At 46.6% G+C, this 22,443-nt stretch carries 21 protein-coding genes; 8 read left to right on the top strand and 13 right to left on the bottom strand.

What is annotated here, in order from left to right; genetic code table 11:
* Nucleotides 1-22 precede the first annotated feature (22 nt).
* The gene (locus tag G395_RS0115915; protein WP_026630967.1) at nt 23-3,049 is read right to left on the bottom strand and encodes an amidohydrolase family protein; all 3,027 of its coding nucleotides are present in this window, start codon (nt 3,047-3,049) and stop codon (nt 23-25) included.
* Between the two features lie 171 nt (nt 3,050-3,220).
* Between G395_RS0115915 and G395_RS0115910 the strand changes: the two genes are divergently transcribed.
* The 4 genes from G395_RS0115910 to G395_RS0115895 all read left to right on the top strand — a co-directional run bounded on the left by G395_RS0115910 (nt 3,221) and on the right by G395_RS0115895 (nt 5,447).
* Nucleotides 3,221-3,508 (top strand): hypothetical protein, encoded by a 288-nt coding sequence (locus tag G395_RS0115910; protein WP_026630966.1) that lies wholly within the window; start codon nt 3,221-3,223, stop codon nt 3,506-3,508.
* A 113-nt stretch (nt 3,509-3,621) separates the two neighbouring features.
* Nucleotides 3,622-4,260 carry a SatD family protein gene (locus G395_RS0115905; RefSeq protein WP_026630965.1) on the top strand — a complete coding sequence of 213 codons (639 nt, stop codon included), beginning with the start codon at nt 3,622-3,624 and terminating at the stop codon, nt 4,258-4,260.
* Entirely contained in the window at nt 4,257-5,000 is a 744-nt protein-coding gene (locus G395_RS0115900) for a DUF3307 domain-containing protein (RefSeq protein WP_026630964.1), read from the top strand. Before G395_RS0115905 ends, G395_RS0115900 begins: the two co-directional genes overlap by 4 nt.
* 66 nt (nt 5,001-5,066) lie before the next feature.
* On the top strand, nt 5,067-5,447 hold the full coding sequence (locus G395_RS0115895) for a DUF4890 domain-containing protein (RefSeq protein ID WP_026630963.1): 381 nt from the start codon (nt 5,067-5,069) through the stop codon (nt 5,445-5,447).
* Between the two features lie 72 nt (nt 5,448-5,519).
* Here G395_RS0115895 and G395_RS0115890 read toward each other — a convergent pair whose 3' ends face one another.
* The 12 genes from G395_RS0115890 to ligA all read right to left on the bottom strand — a co-directional run bounded on the left by G395_RS0115890 (nt 5,520) and on the right by ligA (nt 17,613).
* Complete coding sequence (locus G395_RS0115890; protein ID WP_026630962.1) at nt 5,520-7,115, bottom strand: peptide chain release factor 3; 1,596 nt, start codon at nt 7,113-7,115, stop codon at nt 5,520-5,522.
* 100 nt (nt 7,116-7,215) lie between these two features.
* Nucleotides 7,216-7,827 (bottom strand): inorganic pyrophosphatase, encoded by a 612-nt coding sequence (locus tag G395_RS0115885; RefSeq protein ID WP_255699004.1) that lies wholly within the window; start codon nt 7,825-7,827, stop codon nt 7,216-7,218.
* Between the two features lie 60 nt (nt 7,828-7,887).
* Complete coding sequence (locus G395_RS0115880; RefSeq protein ID WP_026630960.1) at nt 7,888-8,856, bottom strand: glycosyltransferase family 2 protein; 969 nt, start codon at nt 8,854-8,856, stop codon at nt 7,888-7,890.
* Nucleotides 8,857-8,916: 60 nt separating this feature from the next.
* Complete coding sequence (locus tag G395_RS0115875) at nt 8,917-9,639, bottom strand: tRNA1(Val) (adenine(37)-N6)-methyltransferase (protein WP_026630959.1); 723 nt, start codon at nt 9,637-9,639, stop codon at nt 8,917-8,919.
* Nucleotides 9,640-9,646: 7 nt separating this feature from the next.
* The gene (locus G395_RS0115870; RefSeq protein WP_026630958.1) at nt 9,647-10,282 is read right to left on the bottom strand and encodes a ribonuclease H1 domain-containing protein; all 636 of its coding nucleotides are present in this window, start codon (nt 10,280-10,282) and stop codon (nt 9,647-9,649) included.
* A complete protein-coding gene (pepT, locus tag G395_RS0115865; RefSeq protein WP_026630957.1) occupies nt 10,282-11,517 on the bottom strand; it encodes a peptidase T in 1,236 nt (411 codons plus the stop codon). Before pepT ends, G395_RS0115870 begins: the two co-directional genes overlap by 1 nt.
* A 36-nt stretch (nt 11,518-11,553) precedes the next feature.
* Entirely contained in the window at nt 11,554-12,018 is a 465-nt protein-coding gene (locus G395_RS0115860; protein WP_026630956.1) for a pyrophosphohydrolase domain-containing protein, read from the bottom strand.
* Between the two features lie 41 nt (nt 12,019-12,059).
* Nucleotides 12,060-12,629 (bottom strand): MarC family protein, encoded by a 570-nt coding sequence (locus tag G395_RS0115855; protein ID WP_026630955.1) that lies wholly within the window; start codon nt 12,627-12,629, stop codon nt 12,060-12,062.
* 88 nt (nt 12,630-12,717) lie between these two features.
* Complete coding sequence (locus G395_RS0115850) at nt 12,718-13,431, bottom strand: NUDIX hydrolase (protein WP_026630954.1); 714 nt, start codon at nt 13,429-13,431, stop codon at nt 12,718-12,720.
* Nucleotides 13,432-13,503: 72 nt separating this feature from the next.
* Entirely contained in the window at nt 13,504-14,562 is a 1,059-nt protein-coding gene (locus G395_RS0115845) for an aminotransferase class V-fold PLP-dependent enzyme (protein ID WP_026630953.1), read from the bottom strand.
* Nucleotides 14,563-14,569: 7 nt separating this feature from the next.
* Nucleotides 14,570-15,460 carry a 4-hydroxy-tetrahydrodipicolinate synthase gene (gene dapA / locus G395_RS0115840; RefSeq protein ID WP_026630952.1) on the bottom strand — a complete coding sequence of 297 codons (891 nt, stop codon included), beginning with the start codon at nt 15,458-15,460 and terminating at the stop codon, nt 14,570-14,572.
* Nucleotides 15,461-15,522: 62 nt separating this feature from the next.
* Entirely contained in the window at nt 15,523-17,613 is a 2,091-nt protein-coding gene (gene ligA, locus G395_RS0115835) for an NAD-dependent DNA ligase LigA (protein WP_026630951.1), read from the bottom strand.
* Nucleotides 17,614-17,809: 196 nt separating this feature from the next.
* Here ligA and G395_RS0115830 point away from each other — a divergent pair, with 196 nt between their 5' ends.
* From G395_RS0115830 to G395_RS0115815, 4 genes are read left to right on the top strand one after another with little or no spacing between them, the layout of a single operon-like run.
* The gene (locus G395_RS0115830; RefSeq protein WP_026630950.1) at nt 17,810-18,331 is read left to right on the top strand and encodes a Uma2 family endonuclease; all 522 of its coding nucleotides are present in this window, start codon (nt 17,810-17,812) and stop codon (nt 18,329-18,331) included.
* Nucleotides 18,332-18,359: 28 nt separating this feature from the next.
* Entirely contained in the window at nt 18,360-19,007 is a 648-nt protein-coding gene (rpe, locus tag G395_RS0115825; RefSeq protein WP_026630949.1) for a ribulose-phosphate 3-epimerase, read from the top strand.
* 55 nt (nt 19,008-19,062) lie between these two features.
* Nucleotides 19,063-20,346, top strand: coding sequence for an apiosidase-like domain-containing protein (locus G395_RS29530; RefSeq protein WP_084439654.1), 1,284 nt, complete (start codon nt 19,063-19,065; stop codon nt 20,344-20,346).
* Complete coding sequence (locus G395_RS0115815) at nt 20,343-22,397, top strand: OmpA family protein (RefSeq protein ID WP_035361460.1); 2,055 nt, start codon at nt 20,343-20,345, stop codon at nt 22,395-22,397. The genes G395_RS29530 and G395_RS0115815 overlap by 4 nt, the downstream gene beginning before the upstream one ends.
* Nucleotides 22,398-22,443 lie beyond the last annotated feature (46 nt).

Genomic DNA, 22,443 nt, shown 5'->3' with positions numbered 1-22,443 from the left:
GAAATCCTGATGATTAAGAAAATTAATGTCCTGTTTCGTGCTCGGTGTGAACGCCCACAATGTCCTCACAATGCCACATTTTGGGCTGCGTAGCTTGTGGTTTTTGCGTCGGTTTTCCTTCGGCTTTGTCGCCCAGCATTTTCTGGATCAGCCGCTCACGTTCCAAAGCCATTGTTTTCTGCTTTTCTTCATCTTTTTTCCTGTCAAAATAAACAGCGCCTTCCACCATCGTAAACTCAGGTCTTGCGTAAATAGAAAGCGGATGCGCATTCCAGAGCACCAGATCAGCATCTTTTCCAGGTTTCACACTTCCCAGGCGATTGTCCACATGCAGCAATTTCGCAGGGTTCAGCGTCACCATTTTCCAGGCTTCTTCTTCAGGCACACCACCATATTCCACCGTTTTAGCCGCTTCCTGGTTCAGTCTGCGCGCCATTTCAGCATCGTCGGAGTTGATCGCCACGGTTACGCCTTCATGATACATTAATGCTGCATTATATGGAATCGCCTCTTTTACTTCCATTTTATAAGCCCACCAGTCCCCGAATGTGGAGCCGCCTATGCCACGTTTCGCCATCTTGTCGGCCAGCTTGTAACCTTCCAGAATGTGGGTAAATGTGTTGATCTTAAAATTCAGGGAATCAGCTACATGCATGAGCATATTAATCTCGGACTGCACGTAGGAATGGCAAGTAATGAAACGTTCGCTCGCCAGGATTTCGGCCAATGCATCCAGTTCAATATCGCGTCTTGGTGCATTTGCAGCTTGTTTTTTCGAACCGGCATTGTAGGATTTCCATTGGGCCGCGTAATCTTTTGCCCTCAAAAAATGATCAAAAAACACCTGCTCCACGCCCATTCTGGTTTGCGGGAAACGCGTGCGAACAATGTCGCCCCAGTTGGACTGCTTCACATTTTCTCCCAAAGCAAACTTGATCGTTTTCACCTCCGGAATCAGCATTTCAGATTGACTCGCGCCCCATTTCAGCTTGATTAAGGCACTTTGTCCGCCAATTGAGTTTGCAGATCCATGCAGCAGATGAGAAGTTGTTACGCCACCCGCCAGTTGGCGATAAATGTTCACGTCATCCGGGTTGATCACGTCGCTCATTCTCACCTCGGCTGAGCTGGTTTGTCCGCCTTCATTAATCGTGAAAAGCGCAATGTGCGAATGCTCGTCGATAATGCCGCTGGTCAAATGCTTACCCGTTCCGTCAATGGTTTTTGTCCCCGAAGGCGCCGACAATGCTTTGCCTACTTCCGCAATCTTACCATTCTGAACAAGGACGTCTGCATTCTGTAAAATGCCTTCTTTCTCGTTGGTCCAGATCGTCGCGTTTTTCATCAAAACCGTTTCCGCCACAGGCAATGTTTCATTTCCAAAGCCAACAAAAGGATAATAAACCGGCCCGGTTTCCTTCACTTTGGCAATGGTGGAATCTTTGCTTGCCACAGGCTGATATTTCTCGGTTAATGCAGCCGACCAGGGGACAACATTCCCATTCGGCAGAACGCCTTCCCCGGAAAGATTTGTTCCGGCCATCCAGCCCGTCAGGCGCGTCGTTCCTGCATTTTTATCGGCCTGGTAAGTCATCGTCAGCAACTTGTCCGACAAGATAACCTTAGGCGTTACTTTCACGGAATCCTGGACAATGATCTTATAATCAGGCTTATCCAATGCACCCATGATCTGCAATTTGCCCACAGGCTGGTTGTTCACCGAGAGCGCATAAGTCCCGCGCACATCCGGCGCATTCATGGCCGACAGCACAAATTGCTTTCCCTGTATCCAGTTTTCATAAATCACATTATCCTTCCCAAACAGGTCGCCGGAAGTGATGATGAAGTTGGCCAGCAACCCGCTTTTCAGGCTCCCTACCTGCCCTTCCGCCTTGATCAGGCTTGCAGGAATAGTAGTTAATGCTTCCAATGCCTTTTCTTTCGGCAGGCCGTATTCAATGGCTGTTTTTATATTTTTCCAAAAATCGCCCTTGTTTTTCAAGCCCGAAACGGTGAATGCAAACGGGATTTCGGCCTTCGCAACTTCGGATGCATTCTTGGGCGCCATTTCCCAATGTTTCAGCTGCGCCACGCTCACCAGATCCGCGTCCCAGGGATCGGCAACGTCATAAGCATCCGGAAATTGAAGGGGCAAGATCAATGTGGCTTTCGTGGCTTTTATTTCTTTAATGCGCTGATATTCATCGCCGCCGCCTTTGATAATGTATTGTATTCCAAACTCATCACCGACCCTATCCGCACGCAGAATGCTGTATTTGTCATTGGTTTCAAAAAAGGAAGGAAGGGTTTTGATCTGATTAAATGCTTCCAGCGAAAGGTTGGTTTCCTTCGCCTTTTCTGTTTTGGCGTACCAGTCGGCATCGTAATAATTCTGCCTTAGCAGCGCCACTACGCCCATAGTAGACGACGGGTAAGTCTGCGAAGAAGTGCCTTTGCTGAATGAATAATGGGCCGACGCTTTTCTTTTCAACAATGCTTTGTTGGCAGCCTCGTCGGTCAATGTTACTACTGCGCCGTTTCCGCGCACAATCCCGTCATGTGGGTGAACAAGCACGGTCCCGAAACCGATTTTGCGAAGCTCCTCGGCTTTTTTAGCGTCGGGAGTAAACATTAAGCTCGCGTCATTTTCAGGCTGAATAGCCTGGTTCCAGCCAAATGCGCCTTTTTTATTGGATTCCAGTTGCGGCGTTTGCCTGCCTCCGCCTGTCCGTTCGCGCTTCACTTCCGGCATTCCATAATCCGAATCCAGGTCAATGAGGGAAGGATAAATATATTTTTCTTTCAAATCCATCACCACGGTGCCCGCAGGAATTTTTACCTGCTTGCCCACTTCACGGATGATCCCGTTTTCAATGAGCATGGTCCCTTTCAGGATTGTAGTTTTGGAATCGACAACAATGTTTGCGTTTGTAAAAGCATAGCGCCCCGGCCGGTCGTCATAGGCTCCGTTTTGGGGGAAAGTCTCCTGCGCATGCGCGATCACGCCGATCGTAAGACAGGTCAGCAGGGCTGATAATTGTTTAAACATAGGTTGGGATTTAATTGCAGTTCGGAACTACAATATACAAGTTAAATTGACAAATCAGGGCTTAAAGGGCATTTTCACTGGAAGTTACAATTGCCGCGGGGAATTGTTATGTTGCCTATTTTTTGCATCTTGTCGCTCTGTTTTCAAATGATTATATAGCTTTTCAAAAATATGGACTATCAAGAATTCAAAGATTCCCTTTCCCAGGATTCACCATCAGAAACGGTCTCAGAGCCGCTTAAAGCGCTTTGGTATGCAGCAAAAGATGACTGGGAAGCAGCCCACAACATTGCCCAAAGCAAAGAAGGAACACCCGTTTATGATCATTTGCATGCGTATCTGCACCGCGTGGAAGGCGATACCTGGAATGCCGGATATTGGTACAAACGCGCTGGAAAGCCTGTATTTAAAGGATCGCTGCAAGAAGAATGGGAAGCTTTGGTCCATGCTATGCTCTAAAAATATAAGGCTTTTACCTTATATTTGATCAATATAAGGTTTTTAGCTTATATTTGCCTGATATAAGGCTTTTACCTTATATTTACTCATTATAAGGATAAAAGCTTATATTCATGAAGAAGCATTATGCTGTAATCACCGCTGATATGGTCAATTCCACGTTCTTTGAACGGGAAAAGACAACGGAATGGCTTACGGAAATGATCCATTTGCTGCGTGAAAATCCGGCTTTCGACTGGGCGCTCAAACCCGAAATCTATCGCGGGGACAGCTTCCAGGGCGTTTTGAAAAACACCAACGAAGCCATGTATGCAGCCATTCTGGCACGTGCTTCCATGCGTACGCACGCCAAAAACACGGACATGCGCATTGCTATCGGCATTGGAAAAACGGAGCAGCTTACCGATCGTGCGGGCACTTCTGATGGTGAAGCATTTCGCTTATCGGGACATTTGGCAGATAACATCAGGAAGCAAAAAGCGCGGATCGGGATTGCATTACCCATGCCTTCCGAGCCGCTGAATGCTACATTGGACCTGCTGGAAACGCTGATTGAGAACTGGACCACTTCCCAGAGCGAAGTGATCGTAGCGCTGCTCTTGAAGAAAAACATTAACCAGATTGCAGAGCAGTTCGGAATCAGTCAGCCTGCGGCCAGCCAGCGCGTTGCCTCGGCAAAATGGTGGGCAATTGAAAATTTTCTGGCTACCTTTCCCAAACATTTATCACTATACACAAAAACAAAATCATGATCGCATTTTTGCAACTGCTGCTCGCCCACATTCTGGTTGATTTCTACTGGCAGCCCACCAAATGGGTCGTTTCAAAACGGGAAAAATCATTTCGCTCCAAGTATTTTTATCTGCACATCGGGCTCATTGTCATCGTTTCCTATGTTTTGTTAGGCGACTGGTCCAATCCAGTTCCGGCGCTTGCATTAGGTGTCATTCATGGTATTATTGATATTGTTAAAATTTCATTTGACAAAAAAGGAACATTGACCTGGTTTGTCGCCGATCAGGTTGCGCATGTCATCAGCATTGCCCTTACTGCATTGCTCATCACGAGCAATTTGCACTTCGGGCTGGAATTTTTCAAAACCTGGCTCGACTCTCCGAAAACGCTGGCTATTCTTTCGGGAGCATTGCTATCCCTTTCCCCCACTTCATTTTTCGTGGGCATCCTTACTAAACCCTGGCGCGAAGAACTGGCTGCATTGGCGCCTAATGCGGATGATAACCTGGCCAATGCCGGTCGCTGGATCGGGATGTCGGAGCGGTTGCTGATCTTTGTTTTTGTGCTGGTAAGCCAGTTTTCGGCGATTGGTTTTCTGATCGCAGCGAAGTCACTGCTGCGTTATAATGATAAATCTGCGAGTGGGGAAATTTCGGCGGCTTACATTAGCAAGAAGTCGGAATATGTGCTGGTGGGGACATTAATGAGCTACACTTGTGCGATCGCAGTGGCGCTGGTGGTAAAAACATTGTATTAAAAATCCAACACAATTAAACCTTGCTGCAACAAATTGCTCTAACCTGGGTATCTAAACTTGATAACCATGAAAAAGACAATGTTGGCCATGCTAATGGCTCTTTTTAGCATTGCAGCCTTCGCCCAACGCCAGGATTCTGATATGACGCCTGAAAAACGCGCAGAAAATCAGACCAAACAAATGACCGAAAAACTGAACCTTTCCGAAGATCAGCAAAAGCAGGTCTACAACCTGACGCTGGCGAGAACGCAGAAAATGAAGGAGTTAAGGGATGCCCAAACCGCTGACCGCGAGCAAATGCGCGCTTCTATGGAAACCTACAACAACGAAGTCGCGAAAATACTGACAGTGGAGCAACAAGAAAAATACAAAACCATGCTGGAAGATCGCCGGGGTGGCGCCGATCGTCGGGGCGGTGGCAGCAGCAGAGGACCGCGCGAAAATTAAGCTCTCTTTTATCAAATAAAAAGGGTTGGTATCGTACGATATCCAACCCTTTTCTATTTATAACATTACAACTTAAATTGCCATTTCCGTCTTAAATTCCGAAGTGAAGTGAAAATGGATGGCTGGGTTGTTTTCGCGGTTCATGCGGATCATCCATTCGGATTCGGCCAGGAACACGGGGTTTCTGTCTTTGTCGTAAGCGATCTGGTTTCCTTTGAGGCGGATGAACTGGTCCATAGCAGGCTTTTCATCAGCGGTAAGCCAGCAGGCGCGGGAAATGTTCATGGGCACCCAGCGGCATTTTGCGCCATATTCATGTTCGAGACGATATTGGATTACATCAAATTGCAGTTCTCCAACCGTTCCTACCACTTTCCGGTTTCCTAAATCCAATGTGAAAAGCTGCGCAACACCCTCATCCGTAAGCTGTTGAATGCCTTTTTCCAATTGCTTGGACTTCATCGGATCCAGATTGATCAGCTCCTTAAAGATCTCCGGCGAGAAGCTCGGAATCCCTGAAAATTGAAGATTTTCGCCTTCCGTCAATGTATCCCCGATTTTGAAACTTCCTGTATCATAAAGTCCTACCACGTCACCAGGAAAACCTTCGTCCATTACACTTTTCGCCGAAGCCATGAATGTAAAAGGAGAAGAAAAACGAACATCTTTACCCATTCTGACGTGTTTATAGAATTTACCACGTTCAAATTTCCCTGAACAAATCCTTAAAAACGCAATTCTGTCACGGTGACGCGGGTCTAGGTTTGCGTGAATTTTGAAAACAAAACCAGTGAATTTCGGCTCCATAGGCGAAACTTCGCGCACATCCGTCGGACGTGGCTGCGGAATGGGGGAAATCTCGCAGAATGTATCCAGCAATTCTTTTATACCAAAATTATTGATTGCACTGCCAAAGAAAACAGGCGCTAACTGGCCTTTTTGATAAGCTTCTTCCGAAAACACGTCATAAACGCCTTCCACAAGCTCCACATCTTCCGTTAGCTGCAACGCATCTCTTTCTCCCAGCAGATCCACCAAACCTTCATCTTCCAGACTCACTTTCGCAACGTCGTTCTCTATCTTGGTTTTATTGATTTTGAAGAAATAAAGCATTTGCTCGTACAAGCTGTAAACGCCTTTGAAATTGGCCCCCATATTGATCGGCCACGTCAAAGGACGAACACGGATGCTGAGTTTCGTTTCCAGTTCATCCAGCAATTCAAACGGATTCTGGCCTTCCCTATCGAGCTTATTGATGAAAACGATCACGGGCGTGTTGCGCATCCGGCACACTTCCATGAGCCTTTCCGTCTGTTCCTCCACGCCTTTTACGCAGTCAATCACCAGGATAACGCTATCCACGGCGGTTAATGTGCGATAGGTGTCTTCTGCAAAGTCCTTGTGACCGGGCGTGTCCAGAATGTTGATCAGCAAGTCTTTATATTCAAAGGTCATTACCGAAGTAGCGACCGAAATTCCCCTTTGCTTCTCAATTTCCATGAAATCGGAAGTAGCGGTCTTTTTGATTTTATTGGATTTTACCGCGCCCGCCGTCTGGATCGCACCTCCAAAAAGCAGCAACTTTTCGGTAAGTGTGGTTTTACCAGCATCTGGGTGACTGATAATTGCGAACGTGCGCCGCTTCTTGATTTCTTCTAAATTACTCATATCTAAAATTTGCACAAAGATAAGAATAAACAAAAGCCGCCCCTAACCGGGACGGCTCTAAATTATCTTGTTAAGAAACGATCGGTGTTCAGACCGGATCTCAGTAAAAGGAATGCTTGTAATCTTCCACAGAAGTCATGATCACCTCGTGTGCTTCTTCTCTGCCGTAAACATTCGTAATCTCAATGTGCGCTTTCTCACCTGGCAAATTCTTGTAAGTCAGGAAGTAATGTTTCAAACGCTCCACAATTCCTTCGGGAAGTTCGCTCAGGTCGGAAAAACCGCCGTACACTTCGTCACCTTTCAAAACCGCAATGATCTTATCATCCGCTTCACCGCCATCGATCAGACGGATTCCGCCGATAGGCTTCGCCGTGCAAAGAATATCACCGTGCGAGATGATCTTTTCGCAAAGAACCAAAACGTCCAGCGGGTCACCATCGCCCTCGGTCACGTCTCTTCCCGAACGCTCGCGGGCAAGCGCTGCGATCTTCTCTGAGCAGTACGTTTTAGGGATAAAACCGTAAAGTGCCGGAACAATGTTGGAATATTTTTGCGGGCGGTCGATCATCAAATAGCCCGTTGCTTTATCAATTTCGTATTTAACTGTGTCGGTAGGAACAATCTCAATAAAGGCAGTTACGAGGTTCGGTGCATTATCCCCCATCGGGATTCCATGCCAGGGATGTGCTTTGTGTACGTTAGCGATCATTATTTGTGTAATAGTAATACTTTTTAAATGGATAAATTTTTTATAACGTTGATTGTGGGGTTAACCGACCTTATCTGCAATGTTATAATCTCCTGTTTTTGATACAGATTGTTTTACAAATAATTCCCCGAGAAAGCCCGCAAGAAATAACTGTGAACCTACCATAATCGCAACCAGGGCGAGAAAAAACAACGGATTATCGGTGACATTCCGATAGGGCTGCAAATGGTAAATGTTGTAAATCTTTTTGCCTAAAAGCCAGAAAGCTATAATGCTTCCCAGAAAAAACATGAGTGTTCCCAGACTGCCAAACAAATGCATGGGTCTTCGCCCAAACTTATTCACAAAGGCAATCGAAAGCAAATCCAGAAAGCCAAAAATGAAACGTTCCAGTCCGAATTTCGTCGTGCCGTATTTTCTGGGACGATGCTGCACCACTTTCTCCCCTATCTTGCCGAAGCCATTCCACTTGGCGATCACCGGAATGTAACGATGCATTTCCCCGTAAATCGTAATGTTTTTGACCACTTCCTTGCGGTAAGCTTTCAGGCCGCAATTGAAATCGTGCAGCGAAACGCCGGAAATGCTGCGGGTGGCCGCATTGAATATTTTGGTAGGAACAGTCTTGGTAATCGGGTCGTAACGCTTCTTTTTCCAGCCCGAAACCAGGTCATAGCGGTCCTCTTTGATCATTTTGTAAAGCTCCGGGATTTCGTCCGGGCTGTCTTGCAGGTCGGCGTCCATGGTAATGATCACCTCGCCTTTTGCCGCCTGAAAAGCAGTTTGCAATGCGGCCGTTTTGCCATAATTCCTTACAAAACGCAATCCGCGAATGTTCGGATTCTCTTGTGAAATGTTTGAAATAACGTCCCAGGAGCGGTCTTTACTGCCATCGTCGACAAAAATCACTTCATAGGAAAAGCCATTTTCATTCATCACCCGCGCAATCCATTCACTGAGTTCAGGCAATGATTCTTCCTCATTGTAAAGCGGAACGACAACGGAAATCTGGATAGCTGATAGAGTCATGAATGTATAATAGCAAAGCCCAAAACCGGGATCACCGGGCAAAGTTCGTGTTTTTCCCGATCAAAATATCATATAAAAATCTCTGAGCAAATCCTTGAACGGCTGATTATAAGTTGTCCCGTCGGGCTCATATATGTAAAGTTCTTTGTTAATGTCCTTACTATGAACCGGTTCTGTTCGCTGAAAGGTCATCAGATGGCGAAATGCTTTCTTGCCTTCCTGGTGAAACAATGTAAGTTTTCTGGTCAAAACCCAGCCGGATTCCAATGCTTTTGTCAAAAACTGTTTGCCTTCATCAACAGGGAAAAGAATGTTGAACTTCCCGTTTTCCGACAAAAGCGTGTCGATAGCCGTCAGTAATTCGGCAAAATCCAGCGATTTAGCGTGGTGAGCAATGTTCTTCTTATCTAACGGAGAAAGCAGGTCCGACTGGAAAAACGGCGGATTGGTGACGATCACATCATATTTATGTTCCGAAGTAAATTCCTGAACGGCAGAGTGAAAAAGCCTGATCCGATCGTGGTAAGGGCTGTTTTCAACATTTTCTCCGGCTTGGTAAAAAGCCTCTGCGTCAATTTCCACCGCGTCAATAATGCCATAGGAATTTCTTTGCGCCACCATTAGCGAAAGCAAACCCGTTCCCGCTCCAATGTCCAGAATGTAATCGGCGTCATCGACATCGGCCCAAGCGCCCAGCACGCAGGCGTCCGTGCACACTTTCATGGCGCATTTGTCTTGCTGCACCGTAAAATTCTTGAAGCGAAAAGAGGAATTTTTTGCCATAAACGTTCTATTTTCTGCCAAAGTCAGCCGGGTTTTCGCCCCAGTATTCGGTTTCCCATTTCAGGATTTTATTCGAAAATTTGTTGGCCGCAAGCCATCTTTCGGCGCGTTGCAGCATTTCAAAAACAGGTTTATTCCTCGGCGTTAGTGCCAGTTTAGTATTCGCATGCTTCTTTTTAATCCAGGCAATGGCCGTTCTGGAATCGCTGTAAATGGGCAGATCGCTTTCCTTTTTCTGCAAATAAGCCAATGCGTGCACGATCGCCAGAAACTCACCAATGTTATTTGTCGCGTCTTTGAATGGTCCCTGCAAGAAAATCCGTTCGCCGGTCTGGTAATAAATGCCCTGATATTCCATGTCGCCCGAAGCCGTATTCCAGGCTGCATCCACGGCAATGCTGTTTTTTATAGGTTTTCCAATGCTCGCAGGAGCTTCTTTGGTGATCGCGGGTTTGTTTTCCTTTTTGGCTACAAATTCCCAATAATTACGCTGAATGGCCGCTTCCGCCTCTTGTATGGATTCAAAAGACTTATAACGCGCGTCTTCGAAACCCTTAATCTGTGCTTCACACTCTTTCCAATCCGTAAAGACGCCCGTTTTCCTGCCCTGCCAGACGACGTAGTATTTTGTTTTCTTCGCCATTAAGCTTTTTCTTCCCAGATCTGGGCAATGTTTACGATCACTTCTACTGCTTTTTCCATGTCCTGGACCGAAACCCATTCGAGTTTTGAATGGAAAGCGTGTTCTCCGGCGAAAATGTTGGGGCAAGGCAAACCCATGAATGATAATCTGGAACCGTCAGTGCCTCCCCTAATGCTGCGCTGGATCGGATTTAAACCAGCTTTTCGCATCGCTAGCAATGCATTTTCCAAAACTTCGGGATGCTGGTCCAGGATTTCCTTCATATTCCGATATTGCTCGGTTACTTTGAATTCCATGCTGGAATGCGGGTAACCGGCTAGCACATTGTCAGCAATTTCCTTCAATTTCGCCTCCTTTTCATGTAGACCTTCAACTGTAAAATCGCGGATGATGAAGCCTAATGTTACTTTTTCCTGAATTCCTTCAATTTGGGTTGGATGTATGAATCCTTCTTTTCCTTCGGTGGTTTCTGGGGATAATGTGTCTTTGGGCAAAGCAGCGAGAATTTCTCCGGCGATTTTCAATGCGTTTTCGAGCTTGCCTAATGCGTATCCCGGGTGCGTGCTCACGCCGTGAATCGTTATTTTGACGCCGTCGGCGGAGAATGTTTCGTTTTCCAATGTGCCTACGGCCTCGCCGTCAACGGTGTAGCCAAAGTCCGCGCCTAATTTCGCAATGTTCACATGCTCCGTTCCGCGACCGACTTCTTCATCCGGCGTGAACAAAATGCGAATGTTACCGTGCTTGATCTCAGGATGTGTGACCAAATATTCGGCCGCAGCCATGATTTCAGCAACACCTACTTTGTTATCCGCGCCAAGAAGCGTGGTTCCGCTGGCTGTAACGATATCATTACCAATTTGTTGATCGAGATCGTGCAGTTCACTCATTCTTAAAACCTGCGTTGGATCGTCCGGCAAAACAATGTCAGCGCCATCCCAGTTGTGATGCACGATGGGCTTTACATGCGCGCCTGACACGTCCGGGGATGTGTCCACATGCGAGCAAAAACAAATGACCGGAATGTCCGTTTTTTCGGAATTGGAAGGAATGGTCGCGTAGACGTAACCATGCTCGTCCAAATGCGCATCTTCAATTCCAAGTTCCTGTAATTCAACGACAAGCTGATTGCTCAGATCACGCTGTTTGGCAGTGCTCGGAAAACTCTCGGAATTCGGGTCCGACTGTGTGTCAATTTGCACATACCGAAGAAAACGTTCCAGCACGGATGTCATAAAAGCAGCATTTAATGTTTAGGAATTCCTGCGCGATCAGTTCAGGATGGAAGTCAGATCGGCAGGCGAATAATTGATATTTTTCAATGTTTTGTCATCTGCTTTCCTGTAAACCAGATATTTACCATTGTCTTCTTTGTAATAGCAATCCGTGCCTTTGGCTTCATAATGTGCCACCGTCGCTTCGGCTTCCTCAATGCTAAGGCATGCTTTCGACATATTCGAACGCTGGACTTCATCAAACAAAGCCCTGAATTTTTCCCCTAAACCAAATTCCAGAACTGCCCCCGACAATACATATTGCAGGTCACAAAGCGCATCCGCGATTTCCACAATGTCCTTTTCCAGGATAGCCACTTCCAGCTCTTTCAATTCTTCCGCCAGCAACGCCACACGCAACCGGCTCCGCTCTTCGGATGGAATGGTTGGCGTTTCGAGAATGGGATGTTTAAATGTTTTATGAAATTCAGCGACCTGGTTAAGGCTGTCCAATTGTTGCATGTCTTTTTGTATTAATTAAAAATGTCATATATAAATGTGCTTTAAATCACCAGATTGGTTTTAAAAAGCTTGATCGCGATTGCCAGCAGGATGATCCCGAAAACTTTCCTGAGAATGTCTGTCCCGCCTTGTCCGAGTTTTTTTTCGAGCCAGTTAGAAGATTTCAAAACCAGATAAACAAAGAAAAGATTGAGCATAATGCCGACCAGAATATTCTCCGTCTGATAAGCCGAACGCAGGGAAAGCAATGTGGTCATGGTGGCGGCGCCGGCAATGAGCGGAAACGCAATGGGCACAATGGAAGCAACGCTCACATCGAGGTTATCGTGCTTGAAAATGTTTCTCCCTAAAATCATTTCCATCCCCAACAAAAAGAGGATAATAGCGCCCGCAATGGCAAATGAGGCCACATCCACGCCAAACAAACTCAGCAACCGCTCCCCTAAAAACAGGAAAAGAACCATGATAAATCCGGCTGCCAATGTGGCTTTTTCGGATTCAATCTTGCCCAGCTTCCGGCGGAAATCCACGATCACGGGCAACGAACCCAGGATATCGATGACCGAGAAAAGGATGAGTGTTACGGAAACGATTTCCTTGAAATTAAACATGAGGCTGTGCCGGGTGATCTGTCCGCAAAGTTGCTTAAAACCCACTGCTTACACAACCCTTAATGCTATTCGAACCAAAATTTAGGCCCTAGGAAGCGCTTCCGGGAAGAAAATTGAGAAATGTGTTGAACTGCTTTTTATACTTTTCCTCGTCAATTTTATAGAAGAAAGCACCTTTTTTGGAAAAGCCCTTTTGTTTCTCGTCCAGCTTGACTAACAAATTGGTAGAAAGCAGCTTGCGCGAGAAGTTTCGCTTATCCAATTCTGCCCCAAAAATCGCTTCGTAAAGCTTTTGCAACTGTGGAATGGTGAATTTTTCAGGAAGCAGCTCAAAACCGATCGGGTGCTGCGAAGCCTTGTAACGCAAATGCTGAATGGCCATTTCAACCATGGAACCGTGGTCAAAAAGCAATTTGGGCAGTTCCTGGATCGGGAACCATTGTGCTTCGAAGTTTTTGGAAAGCTTATGATCGTAATCCTCCACATTAATCAATGCAAAATAAGCGACCGAAACGGTCCGTTCAACCGGGTCGCGCTGCGGGCTTCCGAATGTGTGAAGCTGCTCTAAGTAAATGTCTGTGAGGTTGGTAAGCTCAAATAGAATGCGGGAAGATGCGCCTTCGAGGCTTTCGTCGGGCTGCACCCAGCCGCCCATTAAGGACCACGTGTGATGCTCGTCCTCGATGCCTCTTTTAACCAATAGTAACTTTAATTCTTCGCCGTCAAAACCGAAAATAATGGAGTCCAGAGCGACCAGACATTTGGTTTGGGCCTGATATTGTTTTAATATATCTAATCGCACAACTTGATACTGCGGGGGTGAGTAATTAATATTTAGTTAATAAAGCAAATCGCCCCTATTACTACTCATTCGCTATTTTGAAGAGAAGGAAACCAGAAAATCCTTCAATGTCCGGATCTCGTTATCGGTGATCGCTGGAAAATTGGCAATCCGAAAACTGACCTCCTTATCCTTGCCGTACCCATTCCCAAGCACAATTCCGGCCTCCAAGGCCGCCTTTTTGATCGCCACAATGCGTCCTTTCGAATCCTTAACCGTAACCACCGTTTCAGACCGAACGGCCTCGTTATCGACCAAAAGCTGGTAACCGTTTTCAGGCAAGAATTTATACCAATCCTGCGCGCGCGTGTGCGTCTGCTGCGCGACGGATTCAATAGGCAGAACCTGCTGCATAACCCTACCCATCAGGTATATACCCACTGTATTCGGCGTGTAAGGCGTCTGGAATTTCAGGAAATTATCACGGATAAAAAGCAGGCTGTTATAATGCGACCGGTTGCCAACGGCAATGGCACGTTCCACGGCTTTTGGCGAGATGATCATCACGCCCATGCCCGCAGGCAGACCAAAACACTTTTGAACCGACCCATACCAAACATCCGCACTGTCCCAGGGAAGCACGACGCCAGCCATCGAAGACGTGGCATCAATGGTGATAATGTTTTCACATTGAGCGCGTAATGTGTTCAGGAACTCAGAAGTTAGCGCGGTCCCGTTGGAAGTTTCGTTGTGTGTCAGACAAATGATCTCATTCGCAGCAGGCTTTGTTACTGCATTTAAATCCGGCTCTTCGTTGGCTTCGAAAAAATAAGATCGGGCGGAACCCGTCAGCTTTTGGGTGTATTCCATCCATTTTTCACCAAACGCGCCATTGTAAATGTGCAGACTGGCATCTGAAATGAAGTTTTCGGCGATGATTTCCCAACATTCTGTCGCCGATGAAACGAAATAAACCTCGTAATCATCGGGCACATTCAGCTTGGTTTTCAGGTTACGGATTGCGTCTTCCAGCATTTGCATGAAGGCCGGGCTTCTGTGATTGGCGCTGATGACGCCACTTTCGAATGCTTCCTGCAAATATTGGCCAACCTCATCGTAAACTTTGGAAGGACCCGGATAAAAGGTTATCATTTTTAGATCAGATAAAACCTTCGCGCACCATTGCTTTTTCCAGCTTTTCACCTAATCCCTGGGATGCTTTCAGCAACGGCAAACGCACCGCAGAGCTGCATATCCCTTTGATTTCCAGGCATTTCTTAATCCCCACCGGATTGGATTCAATGTATAGCAAGGTGTCAAATTCAAGAAAGGCAAGCTGCAATCTGGCTGCTTCTTTGAAACGGCCTTCCAATGCATGCCAGGTTAATTCACCAAATTCTTTTGGAAATGCATTGGCAATCACAGAGATAACGCCATGCCAGCCCACGCTTACCATGGCCGTTACAAGGTTATCATCGCCAGAAAGCAACAGGAAATCATCCGGCACGCGGGAAGCAAGTTCCATGCTCTGCTCAATCGAACCACCGGCGTCTTTAATGCCGATAATGTTGGCATGCGCAGCCAGCGCAACGATCGTATCCGGCTTCATATTGATCACTGTGCGACCAGGAACATTATAAAGCAGAACAGGAACCGGAGAAGCATCCGCAATGGCCGTAAAATGCGCCATTATGCCTTCCTGCGTGGGTTTATTATAATAGGGACAAACCGAAAGAATGGCATCGACACCCGTAAAATCAGTCTCTTTAATGCAATCCAGAACGGATTGCGTGTCATTGCCGCCCAATCCATAAACGATCGGGAGCGATTTGGAGTTATTTTTAATTGTAAATGCCAGGATCTCACGCTTTTCGCGGGAATTTACCGTTGGCGATTCACCGGTTGTCCCCTGCACCACAAGGTAATCCGATCCGCCTTCTGTTACCAGGTCGATCAGTCTTTTCAAACCCGGGTAATCAATTGCATTCTGCTCATCAAAAGGTGTAATCAGCGCCGCTCCTACCCCTTTGAAACGTTGGTCCAATGGCATTATTTACTTGTATAATTGGTTGAAATTTAAAACACAAAGTTAGCTTTCTGAGCCATTTTTCATCACTTATTCTCGATCATCGCTAAAAATTCTTCCTCGCTGAGAATGGTAACGCCTAATTTACGCGCCTTTTCGAGCTTGGCAGGTCCCATATTAGCGCCTGCAAGCAAGTAATTGAGCTTACCCGAAACGCCGCTCAGGACCCGGCCGCCATTGACCTCGATTTTCAATTTGAGATCGTCCCTTTCAAAATTCTCGAAAACGCCGGATATCACAAAGGTTTTGCCTTCCAGCATGTCGCTTTCGAGTTCAACAGGCTTTTCATCGCTTTCCATCTGGATGCCCGCAGCCTGCAAGCGTGCCACCAATTGCTGGTTTTCGGGCACGCTGAAATAGGAAGCAATGCTCTCCGCGATCCTTCCGCCAATTTCCGGGACGGCAATGAGCTGGTCGTAAGTGGCCAATCGCAACGCATTCATGGATTTGAAATAAGCGGCCAGTTTTTCGGCCACCGTCGCGCCCACAAACCTGATTCCTAATGCAAAAAGGACATTTTTGAAAGGAACCGTTTTGGAAAGGTTGATGCCATTCAGAATATTCTCAACCGTTTTTTCACGGAAGCTGATTTTCTTCACCTTGCCTGTTTCTTCATTGAGAATGTTCTTTTCGAGGCCAAGAAGCGTTTCATTAGTCAGATCATAAAGATCAGCAGGCGTTCGCACCAATCCCAAGTCAAACAAGAGCTCTATTTTCCCCTCTCCAAGACTTTCAATGTTCATCGCTTTCCGGTGAATGAAGTGCTCGATCCGGCCTTTCAGCTGCGGCGGGCAATGGCTGTCGTTGGGACAAAAAAAGGCGACTTCGCCTTCATTGCGCTGTAATTCCGAGCCGCATTCGGGACAATGTTTGGGGAAGATTAAAGGTTCGGTTGGGAATTTTTCGCGTTGTGAAATGTCCACGCCTGTTATTTTCGGAATGATTTCACCACTTTTTTCAACAAAAACTGTATCCCCGATTTCCAGCCCCAGCCGCAGCACTTCATTGGCATTGTGCAATGTTGCCCGTTTCACACGCGTCCCCGAGAGGTGAACGCCTTTTACCTTGCTATAAGGCAATGCGCGTTCGGTAATGTCGCACAGGTTCGCCACCGGAGTCACCGCTCCCGTCCGCCCGACCTGGTAAGTCACCATGCGCAGGACGGCGGGTTTATTTTCAGCTTTGTATTTAAATGAAATGGCCCAGCGCGGACTTTTGGCCGTGAAACCCAGCTCGCGCTGCTGTTCAAAAGAGTTGATCTTCACCACAATGCCGTCCGTAGCGAGCGGAAGCGTCAGCCGTTTTTCCTCCCATTCATGAATAAATTCTAAAACCTCATCAATGGTCTGTACTTTTTTCCAGCCCGGCGAGACATTAAAACCCCAGGATTTAAGCCCCAGCAAGCTTTCTTCGTGGCTTTTGAAAAATTCTGTGTCAGTAAGAAAAGAATAGAGATAGCAATCCAGCCCGCGCCGCGCCGTTTCCGCCGAATCCTGCAATTTGAACGATCCAGAAGCTGCATTTCGAGGGTTAGCATATTGATTTTCACCCAATGTATCCATTTCGTCATTCAGCTTTTGGAAAGAAGTAATAGGCATAAAACCTTCTCCGCGGATCTCGAAAACCGGCGGTACATTTTCAGCCTTTACCCTCAATGGCAGCGAACGGATGGTCTTCACATTATTAGTGATCTCATCCCCACGCGTGCCGTCGCCGCGCGTCACGCCACGCACGAGCACGCCATTTTCATAAGTGAAACTCAGCGAAATCCCGTCAAATTTGAGCTCGCAAATGTATTCATACGGCTCGTCATCCAGTCCGCGGCGCACGCGGTCATCGAAATTCCTTAGTTCCTGCTCGTTATAGGTGTTATCCAGCGAAAGCATTGGATAACGATGGTAAACTGTGTTGAAATTCTTGGTAATCGTCCCACCGACCCGCAGCGTTGGAGAATCTTCCTGCCGCAGTTCAGGGTATTGATCTTCAAGCGCCTTTAACTGTTTCAGCAACTGATCGAATTCAAAATCCGAAACCTCAGACACATTGTCCTGGTAATATCGGTAATTCAAATGCTGCAATTGGTCTACAAGCTCCTGGATTTGTTGTGCTGGGTTCATGGTAAGGCGGCTAAAACGGATAGTGCTCAAATTTAAGAAGCGTTCGCGCCGATTTCAAATAGTGCAGCCCTCCGTTACTTTTTTGGGAAACCGCGTATCAATGGAAAACAAATCAAACACTTGTCTTTCTTTGATACACAAACTCGTATCAATCATTTCAAAAATTCATTAATTTTCGTAAAAACTAGCTATGCACATGAAAAGCACAGAAACACTTATTTGGCAGGACTGGGATCTTTCTCAAATCATAAACGGGGAGGAAATCATGTCTCCTAGTCCGAAAAAGCCGCATCAGAAGGTGTCCCGTAAATTGCAACGGATTCTGGAAGATCATGTAGAGGACCATGATCTAGGCGAGATTTGGAACGCCCCTATGGACGTCATTTTTGAAGAAGATTACAACCGTTTGCAGCCGGACCTCATTTTTATTTCGAAAGAAAATGAGGACATCGCGCAGGATTGGATAAGAGGTGTTCCTGATATGGTGGTTGAAATCGTATCAAAAAGCACCATTAAAATGGATACGGTTGTTAAGAAAGAAATTTATGAGCGTTACGGCGTGCAGGAATATTGGCTTTTGAAACCTGAAAAGCGGCTTTTAGAAATTTATGTTTTGACAAATGGTCGCTACGAAATGTATGCTTCGTATGGCGAAAATGATGTGGTCAGCTCACCATTATTTCACGATTTGGCGTTCAAGTTGAACATTATATTCTAATTTCGGCCTGGACTAATATTTAAAATTCATGGCGGAAATTGCCCCTTCGATACTTGCTGCTGACTTTGCGAATTTACAACGGGACGTAGAAATGCTGAACGCGAGTCAGGCGGATTATATACATGTTGATATTATGGACGGCATGTTTGTGCCGAATATTTCTTTTGGAATGCCCGTTTGTGAAGCCGTTCACAAGCATGCCACAAAGCCATTGGACGTGCATTTAATGATAGAGCAGCCGGATCGTTATCTGGAAGCATTTGCAAAAGCAGGCGCATCTATACTGACTGTGCATTATGAAGCCTGTCCGCATTTACACCGGACTATCCAGCACATTAAGGAAGTGGGTGCGTTGCCGGGCGTTGCGTTGAACCCGCATACGCCGGTGGAAGTGCTTTCTGAGACCCTGGGTGATGTTTCCCTGGTGCTGATTATGTCCGTAAATCCGGGTTTTGGCGGGCAGAAATTTATACAAAACACGAATCAGAAAATTGCCAGATTACAGGCTTTGAAAGAAAAATTTGGCTACACATTCAAGATTGAGGTGGATGGCGGCGTTAATCTTGACAATGCGCCTTTGCTTGTGAAAGAAGGCGTGAACATTCTGGTTGCGGGAAGCTTTGTATTCAGTTCGGACGATCCGCTGAAAACCATTGCCGACCTGAAAACCAGCTGATTTTCAAGGTTTCGAAACACCCCGATATGTTAAAAGATTTTTCCCGACCAAGACTATGAAGTGGCTCAGATACTTCATTTTCAGCATTTTGGCGGCGTCCGGCCTGTCAGCTATCAATGTCTCCCAAAGACCGGAGCTTGCTGTCGCTAAATTTCCTTTGAAAATCAGCCCGAATGGCCGCCACATCACCGATAATAATGGCGTTCCGTTCCTGATGGTGGCCGATGTGGCCTGGCAAATGCTGCGTAAGCTAAGTTATAATGACGCTATTCATTATATGGATGCGCGCAAGTCTCAGTCATTCAATACATTTCTGGTTCAGCTTTTGCCCGCACTTCCCAATCAGCGGAATTTTAATAAGACCCTTCCGTTTCAGGACAATGATATTTCAAAACCCAACAAGCCCTATTTCGACTATTTTGATAAGATTATTGCCGCAGCGACAGAGCGTAATCTTGTCGTGGGCATTGTGGTTTCCCGCAAGAGCTGGAACGCGATTTTCGATGCGCAAAATCCAATGGTTTGGAGAAATTACGGTGCTTATGTGGGTAAGCATTTTGCCAAATACAGCAATGTGATCTGGATTGTGAGTGAGGAAGAATATCAGACAGCCGCTCAGTTTGAGGCCATTGCAGACGGAATCCGTTCGGTTTCCGAAGGTCAGATCATAGCATCGCTCAGCACTTGCTCGCCTTCGAGTGTGAACGATAGCTCAAAAGTCAGATCCGATCTTAAATTCATTATTCCGGACTCGACCGTCACGCCCGCTGAGTATGCAGCGCTGGCTAATTGGCAAAAAAATTCAGCGGAAGTTGCATTAAGGCCATTTTTAATCGCTAATTCTGAGTTTCCAAAAGAAATAACGGATCAGTCTGTATTGATCAGAAATCAGGCTTACCAATCGATCATGAGCGCTGCTGCTGGTTTTTGCCATATGAGCACGATCAAAAATTTCAACCCGACCTGGAAAGTTAACATCGGTAAAGACGGCGCGGAGTACATTCACGAACTCGTCAAGATCCTGAAAGGCATTCCATGGGAATATATGCAGCCCGAAAACATCTCGGAACTGCTTCCCGATTCTACCGATAAGGCTGACATAGGCATAGTTTCTTTATCCAATAAGAAAATGTCAATGCTATACCTGCCCGAATCGCGTCCGGTCCGGCTCAACCTCAACTATCTCAACGGGACGGATTTTGGAGCCGTCTGGTATAGTCCGCGCACGGGAAAAAGATGGTCGGGAGGTGAGTTTAGGGCTGCGCCGGAAGCGGTTGTTCAGCCACCCGATTCACAGCCGGGCTGGGATTGGATTCTCTTAATAGGAGCGAAAAAATGAATAAAACCTTACTCTTCAACGTTTTTCTGCTGCTTTCGGCAGCTTTCATCAATAAAGGATACGGTCAGCAGATTTTGTGGGCTAATAAAGTGCTGGGCTATTCTTCCGAAAACAGGCCCGCGCAATACGGGCACGCCTTCCGCGCAAAACAAATTCTCGGCATTCCCAATAAGCTTCCCGATTTCGGAAACAGTCCGTGCGCCTGGATGCCCGCCGATCCCGATGGCCGCAATGAAGAGTGGATTAAGGTGGGTTTTGAAAAAACAATTTCCCTGAAACAGGTTGCTATCGCAGAAAATTTCAATCCGGGCGCCATTGCTCGGGTGTATGCCTATGATGAGTCTGGGAAGGAGTTTCTTATTTCCGACGCGCCCGCAGCACAGCTCAATGTCAAAGGCAGAATGTTCAGGGTTTTTCCAAAACAACAAAATATACTGGCCAATGCGATCAAGATTGTGATGCAACCTTCGAAAGTTTCGGGAGCGAATCAAATTGATGCAATAGGCATTTCTGACGACACTACGCCCATTGAAGCTGTCATTAACATTGCAAAAGGGCCGCTTTTGAAAACAAAACGCGAAAACATGGGAGCGGCGATCAATAGTCAGGGCCAGGAAGTTGCGCCTATTATTGCCCCCGATGGCAAAACGCTTTATTTTACGAGAGGCAATTTCCTGGGTAATGTGGGAACGTCTGAAACACAGGACATCTGGTATTCCAAACTAAATGAAAAAAACGTCTGGGGAGCAGCGGTGAATATGGGCCCGCCGATCAATAATGCTGCGGATAATGCTATAACAAGCATTTCGGCAGATGGAAAAACCATTTACGTTATCAATGTCTATCGGCCGGACGGCTCCATGGAGTTAGGATTGTCGCGCTGTTTTCAGACGAAGACGGGCTGGACTTTTCCCAAAGAATACAAAATCAACAACCTGCGGGAAAGCATAACGGCGAATAATAAGATCAAACAGGTCGAAAGCATGGAAACCACGGTTTCGCCATATGGTAATGTGATGATCATCTCGGTTGAGCGCAGCGATACGGAAGGAAAAAAGGACTTGTATGTTTCCTTTCTGCAATCGAGCGACAGCTGGTCGGAGCCGCTGCATCTAGGAAATGTGATCAATACAGCCGATTATGAAGGCACTCCGTTTTTGGCATTGGACAATAAAACATTATATTTTTCCTCACACGGACACAGCGGCTACGGAGCCGGTGATTTGTTCCTCACCCGCCGGCTGGACGACACCTGGGTCAACTGGTCGAAGCCTGAAAACCTCGGCCCGGTAATTAATACTTCGCTTTGGGATGCTTATTTTAATGTTCCTGCAACGGGCGATTATGCCTATTTCAGCGCCAGCGAAAAGGTTTCAGGCCAGGAAGATATTTTCCGGGTAAGACTTACTCCCGAAACACGCCCGGATCCGGTGGCCATCATTTCCGGGACGATCCTGGAAGCAGAAACGAACAAGGCTGTGCGTTCCGACCTCATTGCACAGATCAAGAAAAACAATGATGTTTTTACAAAAGCAACATTTGACCCGGAAACCGGCGAGTACCGGCTTATTTTGCCGCTGAAAGAAATCTACCGCATTACCGCCTCAGAAAACGGCTATTTCCCTTTCACTGAGGAAATTGATTTGTCCAAAGACACCACATTACGCAACATCCGGAAAGACCTTTACCTGCAACCGATCAAGGCGGGGCAGCAGATCAGGCTTAGCAGCACCATGTTCGCCCAGAGCAGCGCCGAAGTGATCCGGTCGTCTTACCCGGAGCTGGACAGGATCGTTTCGGCTATGACTAATTATCCGGCAATGGAAATTTTGCTGGAAGGACATACAGACAATCAGGGCGAAGTCCAAAAAAATGTAAAGCTGGCGGAAGACCGTGTGCAGCAGGTCAAAAAATATCTTTTATCAAAAGGAATAGACGGCAAAAGGATCCGGACAAAAGCCTGGGGACCAGCCAAACCCATCGCCAGCAACAGCACCGAACAGACCCGCCAGAAGAACCGGCGCGTGGAGTTTACAATTCTTAAAATCTAAAAAATATCCTATAAAGGGAATTTTGCTTAATTTCGCGGCAACTCGG

Source organism: Dyadobacter alkalitolerans DSM 23607, assembly GCF_000428845.1.
GTDB classification, from domain to species: Bacteria; Bacteroidota; Bacteroidia; order Cytophagales; family Spirosomataceae; genus Dyadobacter; species Dyadobacter alkalitolerans.
This window is presented reverse-complemented; position numbering and strand designations above follow the sequence as displayed.